This is a genomic window from Streptomyces sp. NPDC017940 (assembly GCF_044328435.1).
Taxonomy (GTDB): Bacteria; Actinomycetota; Actinomycetes; order Streptomycetales; family Streptomycetaceae; genus Streptomyces.
The window spans coordinates 360,474-373,312 of the sequence record NZ_JBIRHJ010000009.1 but is presented as its reverse complement, the minus strand read 5'-3'; the positions used below and the strand labels follow the sequence as shown (position 1 = coordinate 373,312).

General features: G+C 71.1%; 12 protein-coding genes. 1 reads left to right on the top strand and 11 read right to left on the bottom strand.

Annotated elements, in window-relative coordinates; translation table 11 throughout:
• Window positions 1–105 precede the first annotated feature (105 nt).
• The 11 genes from rpoZ to pyrR form a co-directional block, all read right to left on the bottom strand.
• Entirely contained in the window at window positions 106–378 is a 273-nt protein-coding gene (rpoZ, locus tag ACH4DX_RS30240; RefSeq protein WP_003982715.1) for a DNA-directed RNA polymerase subunit omega, read from the bottom strand.
• A 39-nt stretch (window positions 379–417) separates the two neighbouring features.
• A complete protein-coding gene (gene gmk / locus ACH4DX_RS30235; RefSeq protein WP_398121814.1) occupies window positions 418–1,011 on the bottom strand; it encodes a guanylate kinase in 594 nt (197 codons plus the stop codon).
• 38 nt (window positions 1,012–1,049) lie between these two features.
• Window positions 1,050–1,373: an integration host factor gene (locus tag ACH4DX_RS30230; RefSeq protein ID WP_030560492.1), complete on the bottom strand. Its 324-nt coding sequence runs from the start codon at window positions 1,371–1,373 to the stop codon at window positions 1,050–1,052.
• A gap of 381 nt (window positions 1,374–1,754) precedes the next feature.
• Window positions 1,755–2,600 carry an orotidine-5'-phosphate decarboxylase gene (gene pyrF / locus ACH4DX_RS30225; protein ID WP_398157448.1) on the bottom strand — a complete coding sequence of 282 codons (846 nt, stop codon included), beginning with the start codon at window positions 2,598–2,600 and terminating at the stop codon, window positions 1,755–1,757.
• On the bottom strand, window positions 2,597–3,709 hold the full coding sequence (locus ACH4DX_RS30220) for a quinone-dependent dihydroorotate dehydrogenase (protein WP_398121812.1): 1,113 nt from the start codon (window positions 3,707–3,709) through the stop codon (window positions 2,597–2,599). Before ACH4DX_RS30220 ends, pyrF begins: the two co-directional genes overlap by 4 nt.
• A 65-nt stretch (window positions 3,710–3,774) precedes the next feature.
• Window positions 3,775–7,083, bottom strand: a complete 3,309-nt coding sequence (gene carB, locus ACH4DX_RS30215) for a carbamoyl-phosphate synthase large subunit (protein WP_398121811.1) — start codon at window positions 7,081–7,083, stop codon at window positions 3,775–3,777.
• Window positions 7,076–8,260: a glutamine-hydrolyzing carbamoyl-phosphate synthase small subunit gene (gene carA, locus ACH4DX_RS30210; protein WP_398121810.1), complete on the bottom strand. Its 1,185-nt coding sequence runs from the start codon at window positions 8,258–8,260 to the stop codon at window positions 7,076–7,078. Before carA ends, carB begins: the two co-directional genes overlap by 8 nt.
• Window positions 8,257–8,898: a hypothetical protein gene (locus tag ACH4DX_RS30205; RefSeq protein WP_398121809.1), complete on the bottom strand. Its 642-nt coding sequence runs from the start codon at window positions 8,896–8,898 to the stop codon at window positions 8,257–8,259. Before ACH4DX_RS30205 ends, carA begins: the two co-directional genes overlap by 4 nt.
• Window positions 8,895–10,181, bottom strand: coding sequence for a dihydroorotase (locus ACH4DX_RS30200; protein ID WP_398121808.1), 1,287 nt, complete (start codon window positions 10,179–10,181; stop codon window positions 8,895–8,897). Before ACH4DX_RS30200 ends, ACH4DX_RS30205 begins: the two co-directional genes overlap by 4 nt.
• Before the next feature lie 4 nt (window positions 10,182–10,185).
• The gene (locus ACH4DX_RS30195; RefSeq protein WP_398121807.1) at window positions 10,186–11,217 is read right to left on the bottom strand and encodes an aspartate carbamoyltransferase catalytic subunit; all 1,032 of its coding nucleotides are present in this window, start codon (window positions 11,215–11,217) and stop codon (window positions 10,186–10,188) included.
• Between the two features lie 134 nt (window positions 11,218–11,351).
• Window positions 11,352–11,954, bottom strand: coding sequence for a bifunctional pyr operon transcriptional regulator/uracil phosphoribosyltransferase PyrR (gene pyrR / locus ACH4DX_RS30190; protein ID WP_398121806.1), 603 nt, complete (start codon window positions 11,952–11,954; stop codon window positions 11,352–11,354).
• A 232-nt stretch (window positions 11,955–12,186) separates the two neighbouring features.
• Here pyrR and bldD point away from each other — a divergent pair, with 232 nt between their 5' ends.
• Window positions 12,187–12,687 (top strand): transcriptional regulator BldD, encoded by a 501-nt coding sequence (gene bldD, locus ACH4DX_RS30185; protein ID WP_016638847.1) that lies wholly within the window; start codon window positions 12,187–12,189, stop codon window positions 12,685–12,687.
• The last annotated feature ends 152 nt before the right edge of the window (window positions 12,688–12,839 follow it).

Here is a 12,839-nt window from a genome sequence, read left to right as displayed (position 1 = left end):
ACACATGACACACCAAAGGCCCGGGAGGTGCTCTCCCGGCTGAAGCTGGGAGGCACCCGCTGCCGGGCCCGTGGTGAACGTACTGCTGCTGCTCTGTACGGCTCGTTACTGCGCCGGGCCCTCCACGGCCTCGGACGTCAGCAGGCCGGCGTTGATCTCGCGGAGCGCGATCGAGAGCGGCTTCTCGTGGACGTGGGTGTCCACGAGGGGGCCGACGTACTCGAGAAGGCCCTCGCCGAGCTGCGAGTAGTACGCGTTGATCTGGCGCGCGCGCTTGGCGGCGTAGATCACCAGGCTGTACTTCGAGTCGGTTGCCTCGAGCAGCTCATCAATCGGCGGGTTGATGATGCCCTCGGGCGCGGTGATGGAAGAGGACACTCTCTGCCTTCCGAAGGGGGTGTGAGTCAAGGGTGAAGATCAAACAACTTTCATCAAGGCTAGCAGCTCGCGGGCCACATCCTCGACGGAGGTGTTGACCAGGGTGGTGTCGAACTCGGCCTCGGCGGCCAGTTCGACGCGGGCGGCGGCGAGGCGGCGCTCGATGACCTCGGGCTGCTCGGTCCCGCGGCCGGTGAGCCGGCGGACCAGCTCTTCCCAGCTCGGCGGGGCGAGGAAGACCAGCTGGGCCTCGGGCATCGACTCGCGCACCAGTCGGGCGCCCTGAAGGTCGATCTCGAGCAGGACGGGGACACCCGCCTCCAGGTGCTCCATGACGGCCTGGCGCGGGGTGCCGTAGCGATTGCCCGCGAACTCCGCCCACTCCAGGAGCTCGCCGTTGGCGATCAGCTTGTCCATCTCGTCGTCGGCGACGAAGAAGTAGTGGACACCGTGACGCTCGCCGGGGCGCGGCTTGCGGGTCGTCGCCGACACCGAGAGCCAGACCTCGGGGTGTTCCTTGCGCATATGAGCGACGACCGTGCTCTTGCCGACCCCGGAGGGGCCGGAGAGCACGGTCAGCCGCGGACGTACGTCCGGGGGTACGGGGGACGTCCCCCGGGGTGTTGCAGCCATGCAGCGATTATCCAGGTTCTCAGGAGTGCCTGAGAACATCAGCCAGCGGCGCTGCCGAACTCACGCTCGAGCGACGCGATCTGGTTGGAGCCGAGCCCGCGCACGCGGCGGCTTTCGGAGATGCCAAGACGCTCCATGATCTGCTTGGCGCGGACCTTGCCCACGCCCGGCAGCGACTCCAGGAGGGCGGAGACCTTCATCTTGCCGATGACGTCGTTCTCCTGGCCCTGCTTGATGACCTCGTGCAAGGAGGCGCCGGAGTGCTTGAGTCGATTCTTGACCTCGGCCCGCTCCCGGCGAGCCGCGGCGGCCTTTTCGAGCGCGGCTGCGCGCTGTTCAGGGGTAAGGGGCGGAAGAGCCACGCCTACGTCACCTCGGATGTCGAACTGTCGGATACGGACCGGTGAGGAACCTAGTCGGCCCTCACCAGGGGAGCGACGCGCAACGCGCTTGCCCGTCGTCCCCCCACTACCTTTGAAAGGGTGTGGGGGTGCCCCCACTCGTCGGAGACTAGCGGCCATGGCCGCCGGAGTCAGCGAGAACAGACGAAAAGTCCTGGTCAGCCTCCACCGAGCCCGGCATATCGGTCATTTCACCCCTGTTTTGGCCGGGTGTCGCGTAAGCAACACGTCAGAACGACGCGTGCGCGCCACCCTCGGCGTCCGCCCGAAACGCGGGGTCCGCATCCAGAAACGCCTTTCTGTCCCCCCGACGTGCGCTCTCGTCGAAAGAAGTTCCGGGGCCTAGGCAGCGGTCACAGCCGACCGCACCTCGTCCGCGAACCGCGCCGCCGCGTCCCGCAGCGCACCCGCGTCGGGACCCGCCGTGAGGACGCCCCTGCTGACGTTCGGCACGACGTTGCGCACCGCGGCGCCGAAGACGCGGGGCAGGTCGGCCGGCGTCGCGCCCTGTGCCCCGATGCCGGGGGCGAGCAGCGGTCCGTTGACGTCGAGGTCGAACGTCGACAGATCGCCGAGCGTGGCCCCGACGACCGCTCCGTACGACCCCATGGGCGCCGCTCCCGCGTTCTCCGCGGCCAGGTGGCCCAGCATGGTCGCGCCGATGCTCCGGCCGTCGGCGCGCACCGCCCGCTGCACCTCGGCGCCCTCTGGGTTGGAGGTGAGGGCGAGCACGAACAGGCCCGCGCTGTTCTCCCGGGCCAGCTCGACCGCGGGTGCCAGGGAGCCGTAGCCGAGGTACGGCGAGACGGTCAGGGCGTCCGAGAACAGCGGCGCCTCCTTGCGCAGATAGGTCTCGGCGTACGCGGCCATGGTCGAGCCGATGTCGCCGCGCTTGGCGTCCATGACGACCAGGCCGCCCGCAGCCCGCAGGTCCGCGACCGCCCGCTCCAGGACCGCGACGCCCCGCGAACCGAAGCGCTCGAAGAACGCCGACTGCGGCTTGAAGACGGCCACCTGGTCGGCGAGGGCCTCGACGACGGTGCGGGTGAAGGACTCCAGGCCCTGCACGTCGTCGCCGAGCCCCCAGGCCCCGAGCAGCGCGGCGTGCGGGTCGATGCCCACGCACAGCGGGCCGCGGGTGTCCATGGCGCGGCGCAGCCGGGCGCCGAAGGGTTCCAGGGTGTTCATGCGGCGGAGGCCTTCCGGGTGTCGGCGCCGACGGCTTCGGCGAGCGTGGCGTACGGGGACGCGGCGAGGCGGGCGGCGAGTCCCTTGTGGACGGCGCGCTGCCAGAAGGGGCCTTCGTAGATGAAGGCGCTGTAGCCCTGCACCAGGGTGGCCCCGGCGAGGATGCGCTGCCAGGCGTCCTCCGCGCTCTCGATGCCGCCGACGCCCACCAGGGTGATCCGGTCGCCCACGCGCGCGTAGAGGCGGCGCAGCACCTCCAGGGAGCGCTCCTTGAGGGGCGCTCCCGACAGGCCGCCGGTCTCCGCGACCAGGTCGGGGGCGGAGGTGAGCCCGAGGCTCTCGCGCGCGACGGTGGTGTTCGTGGCGATGATGCCGTCGAGGCCCAGTTCCACGGCGAGGTCGGCGACGGCGTCCACGTCCTCGTCGGCGAGGTCCGGAGCGATCTTCACGAGCAGCGGGACGCGGCGGCCGTCGGCGCTGCGGTCGGCGGCCTCGCGCACGGCGCTGAGCAGCGGGCGCAGCGACTCGGTGGCCTGGAGGTTGCGCAGGCCCGGGGTGTTCGGCGAGGAGACGTTGACGACCAGGTAGTCGGCGTGGCGGGCCAGGCGCTCGGTGGACTTCACGTAGTCGGCGGCGGCGTCGGCCTCCGGTACGGCCTTCGTCTTGCCGATGTTGACGCCGACGACGGCCTTGAGGACGGGCTCGCGGGCCTCCAGGCGGGCCGCCACGGCGGCGGAGCCCTCGTTGTTGAAGCCCATGCGGTTGATCAGCGCGCGGTCCTGCACGAGGCGGAACAGGCGCTTCTTGGGGTTGCCCGGCTGCGGCTCGCCCGTGACCGTGCCGATCTCGACGTGGTCGAAGCCGAGCATCGCCATGCCGTCGATCGCGACGGCGTTCTTGTCGAATCCGGCCGCGAGCCCGAAGGGGCCGTGCATGCGCAGGCCGAACGCCTCGGTGCGCAGTTCCGCGAAGCGCGGGGCGAGGGCGGCGGCGACGAACGTGCGCAGGACCGGGACCCGCGCGGCGCCGCGGATCCAGCGGAAGGCGAGGTGGTGGGCCCGCTCCGGGTCCAGGCGCCGGAAGACCAGGCGGAAGAAGAGCTTGTACATCAGTGGTGTCCCCAGGGGAGGCATGAGGAGGGGGACACCGCATCCGGTGTCCCCCTCGTGGGCTGCTAGTCGCGGGCCGCGGTCAGTTGTTCCGCGTGTTCCTGGAGCGAGCGCACGCCCACTCCCCCGTGGTGGAGGGCGTCGATGCCCTGGACGGCGGCGGCGAGGCCCTGGACGGTCGTCAGACAGGGCACGGAGCGTGCCACCGCTGCCGTGCGGATGTCGTAGCCGTCGAGGCGGCCGCCGGTGCCGTACGGAGTGTTGACGATGAGGTCGACCTGGCCGTCGTGGATGAGCTGGACGATGGTCTTCTCGCCGTCCGGGCCCTCGCCCTCGGACTGCTTGCGCACGACCGTGGCGTTGATGCCGTTGCGCTTGAGGACCTCGGCCGTGCCGGAGGTGGCGAGCAGCTCGAAGCCGTGGGCGACCAGTTCCCGCGCCGGGAAGATCATCGAGCGCTTGTCGCGGTTGGCCACGGAGATGAAGGCGCGGCCCTTGGTGGGCAGCGGGCCGTACGCGCCGGCCTGCGACTTGGCGTACGCCGTGCCGAACACCGTGTCGATGCCCATGACCTCGCCCGTGGAGCGCATCTCCGGGCCGAGGACCGTGTCGACGCCGCGGCCCTGGATGTCGCGGAAGCGCGACCAGGGCATCACGGCCTCCTTGACGGAGATCGGCGCGTCGAGCGGCAGCTCGCCGCCGTCGCCGGTGGCCGGGAGCAGTCCTTCGGCGCGCAGCTCGGCGACGGTCGCGCCGAGCGAGATGCGGGCGGCGGCCTTGGCCAGCGGCACCGCGGTCGCCTTGGAGGTGAAGGGCACCGTGCGCGAGGCACGCGGGTTGGCCTCGAGGACGTACAGGATGTCCCCGGCCATCGCGAACTGGATGTTGATCAGCCCGCGCACGCCGACGCCCTTGGCGATGGCCTCCGTAGAGGCGCGCAGACGCTTGATGTCGTGGCCGCCGAGGGTGATGGGGGGCAGGGCGCACGCCGAGTCGCCGGAGTGGATGCCGGCTTCCTCGATGTGCTCCATGACGCCGCCGAGGTACAGCTCGTGGCCGTCGTAGAGCGCGTCCACGTCGATCTCGATCGCGTCGTCCAGGAACCGGTCGACGAGGACCGGGCGTGACGGGCTGATCTCCGTCGACTCCTCGATGTACGCGGAGAGCCGGGTCTCGTCGTACACGATCTCCATGCCGCGCCCGCCGAGCACGTAGGAGGGGCGTACGAGGACGGGGTAGCCGATCTCGTCGGCGATGGCCTTGGCCTCGGCGAAGGTGGTCGCGGTGCCGTGCTTGGGCGCGGGCAGGCCCGCCTCGGCGAGCACCCGGCCGAAGGCGCCGCGGTCCTCGGCGGCGTGGATGGCCTCGGGCGGGGTGCCGACGACCGGGACGCCGTTGTCCTTCAGGGCCTGGGAGAGGCCGAGCGGGGTCTGGCCGCCGAGCTGGACGACGACGCCCGCGACCGGTCCCGCCTGCTCCTCGGCGTGCACGATCTCCAGGACGTCCTCCAGGGTGAGCGGCTCGAAGTAGAGCCGGTCGGAGGTGTCGTAGTCCGTGGAGACGGTCTCGGGGTTGCAGTTGACCATGACGGTCTCGTAGCCCGCGTCGCTCAGCGCGAACGAGGCGTGCACGCAGGAGTAGTCGAACTCGATGCCCTGGCCGATGCGGTTCGGCCCCGAGCCGAGGATGATCACGGCGGGCTTCTCGCGCCGGGCGACCTCGGTCTCCTCGTCGTAGGAGGAGTAGAAGTACGGCGTCTTCGCGGCGAACTCGGCGGCGCAGGTGTCGACCGTCTTGTAGACGGGCCGGACGCCGAGGGCTTGCCGGACCTCGCGGACCACGTCCTCGCGCAGGCCGCGGATCTCGGCGATCTGGGCGTCGGAGAAGCCGTGCCGCTTGGCCTCGGCGAGCAGCTCGGGCTCCAGCTTCTCGGCGGCCGTCAGCTCGTCGGCGATCTCCTTGATGAGGAAGAGCTGGTCGACGAACCAGGGGTCGATCTTGGTCGCGTCGAAGACCTCCTGGGGCGTGGCGCCCGCGCGGATGGCCTGCATGACGGTGTTGATGCGGCCGTCGGTGGGCCGCACGGCGGCGCGCAGCAGCGTGTACTTGTCACCGGGCCTGCCGGTGAAGGTGAACTGGCTGCCCTTCTTCTCCAGGGAGCGCAGCGCCTTCTGGAGGGCCTCGGTGAAGTTGCGGCCGATGGCCATGGCCTCGCCGACCGACTTCATGGTGGTGGTCAGCGTGGAGTCCGCCTGCGGGAACTTCTCGAAGGCGAAGCGGGGGGCCTTGACGACGACATAGTCGAGGGTCGGCTCGAAGGAGGCCGGGGTCTTCTCGGTGATGTCGTTGGGGATCTCGTCGAGCGTGTAGCCGACGGCGAGTTTCGCCGCGATCTTCGCGATCGGGAAACCGGTGGCCTTCGAAGCGAGCGCGGAGGACCGGGAGACGCGCGGGTTCATCTCGATGACGATGACCCGGCCGTCCGCGGGGTCGACGGCGAACTGGATGTTGCAGCCACCGGTGTCGACGCCGACCTCGCGGATGATCGCGATGCCGACGTCCCGCAGGGTCTGGTACTCGCGGTCGGTGAGCGTCATGGCGGGCGCGACGGTGATCGAGTCACCGGTGTGCACGCCCATCGGGTCGAAGTTCTCGATGGAGCAGACGACCACGACGTTGTCGTTCTTGTCGCGCATCAGCTCCAGCTCGTACTCCTTCCAGCCGAGGATGGACTCCTCCAGGAGCACCTCGGTGGTCGGCGACAGCGTGAGGCCCTGACCCGCGATGCGACGCAGCTCGTCCTCGTTGTGCGCGAAGCCGGAGCCCGCGCCGCCCATGGTGAAGGACGGCCGCACGACGACCGGGTAGCCGCCGAGCTCGTCGACGCCGTTCAGCACGTCGTCCATGGAGTGGCAGATCACCGAGCGCGCGGACTCGCCGTGGCCGATCTTGGCGTTGACGGCCTCGACGACCTCCTTGAAGAGGTCGCGGTCCTCGCCCTTGTTGATGGCCTCGACGTTCGCGCCGATCAGCTCGACGCCGTACCTCTCCAGGACGCCGTTGCCGTGCAGGGAGATCGCGGTGTTGAGCGCGGTCTGGCCGCCGAGGGTGGGCAGGAGCGCGTCGGGACGCTCCTTGGCGATGATCTTCTCGACGAACTCCGGGGTGATCGGCTCGACGTACGTGGCGTCGGCGATCTCCGGGTCGGTCATGATCGTCGCGGGGTTCGAGTTGACGAGGACGACGCGCAGGCCCTCGGCCTTGAGGACGCGGCACGCCTGGGTCCCGGAGTAGTCGAACTCCGCGGCCTGACCGATGACGATCGGGCCGGAGCCGATGACCAGGACGGACTGGATATCGGTGCGCTTAGGCACGCTGGCCCTCCACGGGGACGGTGTTCATCAAGGACGTGAAGCGGTCGAAGAGGTACGCGGCGTCGTGCGGGCCCGCCGCCGCCTCGGGGTGGTACTGGACGCTGAACGCGGGCCGGTCGAGGAGCTGGAGGCCCTCGACGACCTGGTCGTTGAGGCACACGTGGGAGACCTCGGCGCGGCCGTAGGGGGTGTCGGAGACCCGGTCGAGCGGCGCGTCGACGGCGAAGCCGTGGTTGTGCGCGGTGACCTCGACCTTGCCCGTGGTGCGGTCCTGCACGGGCTGGTTGATGCCCCGGTGGCCGTACTTCAGCTTGTAGGTGCCGAAGCCGAGGGCGCGGCCGAGGATCTGGTTGCCGAAGCAGATGCCGAACAGCGGCGTGCCGCGCTCCAGGACCGCCCGCATCAGGGCGACGGGCCCGTCGGCGGTGGCCGGGTCGCCGGGGCCGTTGGAGAAGAACACGCCGTCGGGGTCGACGGCGTACACGTCGTCGGCGGTCGCGGTGGCCGGCAGGACGTGCACCTCGATGCCGCGCTCGGCCATGCGCTGCGGGGTCATGCCCTTGATGCCGAGGTCGACGGCGGCGACGGTGAGCTTCGCGGTGCCGAGGGGCAGGGCTTCGCCGTCGGGGCCGAGCGCGGGGACGACGTAGGTCTCCTTGGTGGCGACCTCCGCGGACAGGTCCGCGCCCTTCATCTGCGGGGCGTCCTGCACCTTGGCGAGCAGCTCGGCGTCGCCGCGGACGGCGTCCCCGGAGAAGATGCCGACGCGCATGGCGCCGCGCTCGCGCAGGTGGCGGGTCAGCGCGCGGGTGTCGATGCCGCTGATGCCGACGACGCCCTGGCGTTCGAGCTCCTCCTCCAGGGAGCGCCGGGAGCGCCAGTTGGAGGGCACGCGCGCGGGGTCGCGCACGACGTAGCCGGAGACCCAGATCCGCCGGGACTCGGGGTCCTCGTCGTTGACGCCGGTGTTGCCGACGTGCGGGGCGGTCATCACGACGACCTGGCGGTGGTACGACGGGTCGGTGAGGGTCTCCTGGTAGCCGGTCATGCCGGTGGAGAACACGGCCTCTCCGAAGGTCTCCCCCACCGCCCCGTAGGCACGTCCGCGGAAGATGCGGCCGTCCTCCAGGACGAGTACGGCGGGAGTCTTCACGGCTCCCCGAGTGGAGGTCGTCATCGTGCGCCTTCCGTTTCCGTCGTGCTGTCGGCCCCGGCGCCGGTACCGGCGCCGTGGGGGCTCGTGCTGGTGGTGTCGATCAAGTTGTTGACGGCCTCGACCCAGTGCGCCTGTTCGGCGGCGTGGTCCGAGCGGAAGCCGGAGTCCAGGAGCTTGTCGCCGTGCGCCCAGGTGACGATCAGGAGACCGCCCTCGGCGAGGACCTTGCCCGCGATGCCCTTGTCGAGCCGGGCCTCGCGCAGGGCCTCCTTCGGGATGAAGAAGTCCCTCGCCCCGGGGCGCACGACGTCGAGACCCGCGTCGCTGAGGGTCAGCTCCACCCTGCTGCGGGTACCCAGGCCGTGCGCCACGATCCGGTCGAGCCACTGGCCCGCGGTGGTCGAGCCGTGGTACCGGCCGGTCAGCTCAAGTTTCGCCGGACCGGGGTCGGACGGCGCGGCGGCGAGCTCCGGCAGGTCGGACTGGAGGGTGCCGCGCCACTTCCAGCCCTCGCGCATCAGCCAGTAGACGAGGGCGACGAAGAGCAGCAGGCCGACGACCCAGCCGACGCGGGCGGCCCAGTCGGTGACCTGCGCCGACTTCTCCTCGGCGGCCAGATGGGTCAGGTGGGGGCTGGCAAGAAGGTGCGTTGCAGTCACTGGAGCTTCCCGTCGACGAGCGTGGCCCGGCCCCGCAGCCACGTGTGCGTGACGCGTCCCGGCAGCTCACGACCCTCGTAGGGGGTGTTGCGGCTGCGGGAGGCGAATCCCGCGGGGTCCACGGATCCACGGTATGCCGGATCGAGGAGCGTGAGGTTCGCGGGCTCGCCCGCCGATACGGGACGCCCGTGCCCCGCGGCCCCGCCGATCCGCGCGGGCGCCCACGACATCCGCTCGGCGACGCCCTCCCAGGTGAGCAGGCCGGTGTCGACCATGGTGTGCTGCACGACCGACAGGGCGGTCTCCAGGCCGACCATGCCCATGGCGGCCGCGGCCCACTCGCAGTCCTTGTCCTCGTGCGGGTGCGGGGCGTGGTCGGTGGCGACGATGTCGATGGTGCCGTCGGCCAGGGCCTCGCGCAGCGCCATGACGTCGCGCTCGGTGCGCAGCGGCGGGTTGACCTTGTAGACCGGGTTGTAGGACCGCACCAGCTCGTCGGTGAGGAGCAGGTGGTGCGGGGTGACCTCGGCGGTGACGTCGATGCCGCGGGACTTTGCCCAGCGCACGATCTCCACGGAGCCCGCGGTCGACAGGTGGCAGATGTGCACGCGCGAGCCGACGTGCTCGGCGAGCAGCACGTCGCGGGCGATGATCGACTCCTCGGCGACGGCGGGCCAGCCGCCGAGCCCGAGCTCCGCGGAGACGACGCCCTCGTTCATCTGGGCGCCCTCGGTGAGCCGCGGCTCCTGCGCGTGCTGCGCGACGACGCCGCCGAACGCCTTCACGTACTCCAGGGCGCGTCGCATGATCACGGCGTCGTCGACGCACTTGCCGTCGTCGGAGAAGACGGTGACGCCGGCCGCGGACTCGTGCATGGCGCCCAGCTCGGCGAGCTTCTTGCCCTCCAGGCCGACGGTGACGGCGCCGATGGGCTGCACGTCGCAGTAGCCGGACTCCTTGCCGAGCCGGTAGACCTGCTCGACGACGCCCGCGGTGTCGGCGACCGGGAAGGTGTTGGCCATGGCGAACACGGAGGTGTAGCCGCCGCTGGCGGCGGCGCGGGTGCCGGTCAGGACCGTCTCGGAGTCCTCGCGGCCGGGCTCGCGCAGATGGGTGTGCAGGTCGACGAGGCCGGGCAGCAGGATCTTGCCTCCGGCCTCGACGACCTCGGCGCCGTCGGCGGCCAGGTCCCTGCCGACCGCGGCGATCTCGGAGCCGTCGATCAGGACGTCCTGCGGTTCGCCGCCGAGCACCTGCGCACCGCGGATCAGGATCTTGCTCATGGTGTTACTTCTCCTCGGATCCGGAGGGGCGCGCGAAGCGCTCGTCGGAGGGCTGGGGGTGGGAGGCGGGCGGGCGGGTGTGGGCGGCGGCGGGTTCGTTGCCGCCGAGCAGGAGGTACAGGACGGCCATGCGGATGGAGACGCCGTTGGCGACCTGCTCGACGACCGTGCAGCGCTCGGAGTCGGCCACCTCGGCGGTGATCTCCATGCCGCGGACCATCGGCCCGGGGTGCATCACGAGGGCGTGTCCCGGCATCCGCGCCATGCGGTCGCCGTCCAGGCCGTAGCGGCGGGAGTACTCGCGCTCGGTCGGGAAGAACGCGGCGTTCATGCGCTCGCGCTGCACCCGCAGCATCATCACGGCGTCGGACTTGGGGAGCGTGGAGTCGAGGTCGTAGCTCACCTCGCACGGCCAGTTCCCGACGCCGACGGGGATCAGGGTGGGCGGCGCGACCAGCGTGACCTCGGCGCCGAGGGTGTGCAGCAGGTCGACGTTGGAGCGGGCGACACGGCTGTGCAGGACGTCGCCGACGAGCGTGATGCGCTTGCCGTCGAGGCCCTGGCCGAGGCCCGCGTCCGGGCCGATCAGGCGGCGGCGCATGGTGAAGGCGTCCAGGAGCGCCTGCGTCGGGTGCTGGTGGGTGCCGTCGCCCGCGTTGATCACCGGGGCGTCGATCCACCCGGAGGTGGCGAGGCGGTACGGGGCGCCGGAGGCGCTGTGCCGGATGACGACGGCGTCCACGCCCATCGCCTCCAGGGTCTGGGCGGTGTCCTTCAGGGACTCGCCCTTGGAGACGCTCGACCCCTTGGCGGCGAAGTTGATGACGTCCGCGGAGAGGCGCTTCTCGGCGGCTTCGAAGGAGATCCGGGTGCGGGTGGAGTCCTCGAAGAAGAGGTTGCAGACCGTGCGGCCGCGCAGCGCGGGCAGCTTCTTGATCGGCCGGTCGGCGACGCGGGCCATCTCCTCCGCGGTGTCGAGGATGAGAACGGCGTCGTCGCGGGTGAGGTCGGCGGCCGAGATGAGGTGTCGCATCATCTGGTGGGCTCCGTAGGGAATTCAGGTGTGCGGGGGCCCGGGCGGGGTGCTCCCCGGGGGCACGGCGGGCATGCGGGCGCGTCGGCTCGCGCACGGACCGGGAGGGCCTGAGCGGTCGGCCGTGCGGGAAGGAGCTAGCGCTCGCCTGCCGGAGCGGTCGGCTTGGCACCGAGCAGCACGGCGTCGCGGCCGTCCTCCTCTGCGAGCTGGACCTTGACCGTCTCCCGCAACGACGTCGGGAGGTTCTTGCCGACGTAGTCGGCGCGGATGGGCAGTTCTCGGTGGCCGCGGTCGACGAGGACGGCGAGCTGCACGGCGCGCGGGCGGCCGATGTCGTTCAGGGCGTCGAGGGCGGCGCGGATGGTGCGGCCGGAGAAGAGCACGTCGTCGACGAGGACGACCAGACGGCCGTCGATGCCCTGGGAGGGGATGTCGGTGCGGGCGAGTGCGCGCGGCGGGTGCATGCGCAGATCGTCGCGGTACATCGTGATGTCCAGGGAGCCGACCGGGATCTCGCGGCCGGGGCCCGCGGGGTCGCCCGGGGCGTTGACGATCTCTTCCAGCTTGGCGGCGAGCCGCTGGGCGAGGAAGACGCCGCGGGTCGGAATGCCGAGGAGGACCACGTCCTCCGCGCCCTTGGCGCGCTCGACGATTTCGTGTGCGATACGGGTCAACACCCGCGCGATGTCCGGGCCTTCGAGAACAGGCCGGGCGACATCGGAGTCATGCGTGTCCATGAAAAACGGACCTCCTTCTCCGCCTCACGGGACGGACCTTAAAGGACGTCTAAATTGCGCCAACTGCGTCGTCCACGGTACCAGCAACGGCAACCCGTGCCGTCACCACCCCCTCGGAAGGGGCCCCAGGACCCATTCGGCTTGACGCAGACAGGTAACGCTGCGTAACCTCACAGTGAGTTACCAAGCCGCGCGGCGGAGCCGCACGTTGTCACAGCGTCCGGGGAGCTATATGTCCAGCGAATACGCCAAACAGCTCGGGGCCAAGCTCCGCGCCATCCGCACCCAGCAGGGCCTTTCCCTCCACGGCGTCGAGGAGAAGTCCCAGGGGCGCTGGAAGGCGGTCGTGGTCGGGTCGTACGAGCGCGGCGACCGCGCCGTGACCGTGCAGCGCCTCGCCGAGCTGGCGGACTTCTACGGCGTTCCGGTGCAGGAACTCCTCCCGGGCACCCCGCCCGGCGGTGCCGCCGAGCCCCCGCCCAAGCTGGTCCTGGACCTGGAGCGGCTCGCCCACGTCCCGGCCGAGAAGGCGGGCCCGCTCCAGCGTTATGCCGCCACGATCCAGTCCCAGCGCGGCGACTACAACGGCAAGGTCCTCTCCATCCGCCAGGACGATCTGCGCACCCTCGCCGTCATCTATGACCAGTCGCCCTCGGTGCTCACCGAACAGCTGATCAGCTGGGGTGTCCTCGACGCGGACGCGCGCCGCGCCGTGGCCCACGAAGAGGTCTGAATTATCCGCGGGGAGCATTGAGCAGAAACGTGGCGCCGGGGGGGGGGGGGCCCCCCCCGGGGGGGCCCCCCCCCCCCGGGGGGGGGGCGCCCGCCCCCCCCCCCGCGGCCCCACACAGGCCGGGACACCCCCGGCGGAGCGACCGCGGCGCC